The 1738-nt window shown below is 38.3% G+C and carries 4 protein-coding genes; 1 reads left to right on the top strand and 3 read right to left on the bottom strand.

Translation table 11 applies throughout. From position 1 onward, the window contains the following. Nucleotides 1–42: 42 nt before the first annotated feature. Nucleotides 43–228 carry a hypothetical protein gene (locus tag L652_RS0101680; RefSeq protein ID WP_024594843.1) on the bottom strand — a complete coding sequence of 62 codons (186 nt, stop codon included), beginning with the start codon at nucleotides 226–228 and terminating at the stop codon, nucleotides 43–45. 206 nt (nucleotides 229–434) lie between these two features. Here L652_RS0101680 and L652_RS0101675 point away from each other — a divergent pair, with 206 nt between their 5' ends. Continuing rightward, a complete protein-coding gene (locus tag L652_RS0101675; protein ID WP_024594842.1) occupies nucleotides 435–1058 on the top strand; it encodes a tyrosine-type recombinase/integrase in 624 nt (207 codons plus the stop codon). Nucleotides 1059–1198: 140 nt separating this feature from the next. Here L652_RS0101675 and L652_RS0101670 read toward each other — a convergent pair whose 3' ends face one another. Together L652_RS0101670 and L652_RS0101665 are read right to left on the bottom strand one after the other, a co-directional pair. Further along, nucleotides 1199–1414 (bottom strand): hypothetical protein, encoded by a 216-nt coding sequence (locus L652_RS0101670; RefSeq protein ID WP_024594841.1) that lies wholly within the window; start codon nucleotides 1412–1414, stop codon nucleotides 1199–1201. 60 nt (nucleotides 1415–1474) lie between these two features. Continuing rightward, nucleotides 1475–1738, bottom strand: a 264-nt coding sequence (locus L652_RS0101665) for an isochorismatase family protein (protein WP_024594840.1), incomplete at its 5' end; no start/stop codon positions are given.

The raw sequence follows: 1738 nt of genomic DNA, 5'->3' as shown, positions 1-1738 counted from the left end.
ATGTAGGATTTAGATGCTTGTTAGCAATACATTCTGTTGCGGCTAACCTGTCACCTTGGACAAGAACATGAAAAAGCCACCCAACAAAATAATTGCAATGATGACTATAGCTGTGAGCGTCTTCGACTGAAGCATTGATTCAATTAAACCGACTTCAGTTTGCATTTTAATTAGGTCTTTTGGCTCAACATCTTCTTTAATGCGAGGGTTATTTGTTTCGTTATTCATTGGCAACTCCATATGCGAAATATTCGTGTCTTACTAACAGCTTATAACACACCAAAACGGCGTTTAATAATGTTATTGGACAAAATTAGATTTCTACTCAAAGCACTAGAATAAATTTAACTTTTCCAATGACCGCTGTTCGCTCATACCCGAATTCTTTTGTAGCGGGCTAAGCTTAAAACTCCATAAACACCGGAGTACAACTAATGCATCAGTTAACAATATATCAGCCTAAAGAGCCTTGGAATAAAAATAAGCTTGTAGGACAAAAGTTACCTCTGAAATTACAGCAAATATGGGCTATCCGAATACGACTAGAACTTTTTCATAAAATAAGAGATCTAGCACTATTTAACCTAGCCATAGATAGCAAACTAAGAGGATGTGACTTAGTTTCACTAAAAGTTAACGACATCGCACATGGTAAAACAATCCAATCAAGGGCAATAGTCGTTCAAAAAAAAACTGGTATGCCTGTTCAATTTGAAATTACTGGAAATACAAGGATCTCAATTGTGGCGCTCATAGAGCAATTTAGTCTCAATTTTTATGATTACTTGTTTAAATCACGAGTTCATTCTTCTGCACACCTCTCAACCCGTCAATATGGACGTATAGTTGACTCTTGGGTCACCTCAATTGGGTTAGATAAGACTCAATATGGTACTCATTCAATGAGACGTACCAAACCATCACTAATTTACAAAAAAACTAAAGATTTAAGAGCCTGTCAGCTTCTACTTGGCCATAGAAAACTAGAGAGCACTGTCAGATACTTGGGAATAGAAGTTGATGATGCGTTAGAAGTATCAGAACAGATCGATGCTTAAATTTGAAGCTAAGCCAGACTCGAAGTTAGAGTCTGGCACGTGCCAATAGCACTCATAGCAACTTGTTGACTTGCTTTAGTTAGCAGTAAGCGGTCTGTTTGTTCACTTTGACAATTTCTGTTTCTAAAATTAAATGGTCCTTAATCTAACTTCTTATCAAGTAATTTTAGTGAGAGTGGTACAACAACATAAGAAATTAATGGCACAATAATACCTACAGCTACGATAACGTTGAGCAACTTATTATCTGTTACATACCGCCCAATAAAATCAGGGATAAAATAAACCAAAGGTACGAGCGCTAAGAATGAAATCAGCGCTATGATATGTTGATTAGGTTTTTTTACATTATTCATAGTCAATACATTTATCAAGAATTTTAAATAACGGCCGTACTCACATACGGCCAAATAGTTTTAGTTCTGGCCACTGGCCTGAAGGAAACTGTTATACACCCAACGATAGCTTGTATGTTCGCCCAACACGCCGCCGAGCGCTATGCCATGCTCGCTTCGCCAGTCATCCATCACTTCCGCTAATACAGATGCCCATGTGACCACTTTCACACCAGCTTGTGTCATTCGATGCATAGCAGCATCAGTTACAGCTTTATTCCAAGTGCCAGAAGCATCAACAACGGCATATACATCGTACCCCTCAGCAACGGCTGATATGGCTGG

It is taken from the genome of Pseudoalteromonas sp. TB25 (assembly GCF_000497995.1).
GTDB lineage: Bacteria > Pseudomonadota > Gammaproteobacteria > Enterobacterales > Alteromonadaceae > Pseudoalteromonas > Pseudoalteromonas distincta.
This window is presented reverse-complemented; position numbering and strand designations above follow the sequence as displayed.

What these genes read in the sequence shown, in the direction of transcription:
- L652_RS0101680 (WP_024594843.1), bottom strand. Translation starts at nt 228, where the DNA reads ATGAATAACGAAACAAATAACCCTCGCATTAAAGAAGATGTTGAGCCA.
- L652_RS0101675 (WP_024594842.1), top strand. Translation starts at nt 435, where the DNA reads ATGCATCAGTTAACAATATATCAGCCTAAAGAGCCTTGGAATAAAAAT.
- L652_RS0101670 (WP_024594841.1), bottom strand. Translation starts at nt 1,414, where the DNA reads ATGAATAATGTAAAAAAACCTAATCAACATATCATAGCGCTGATTTCA.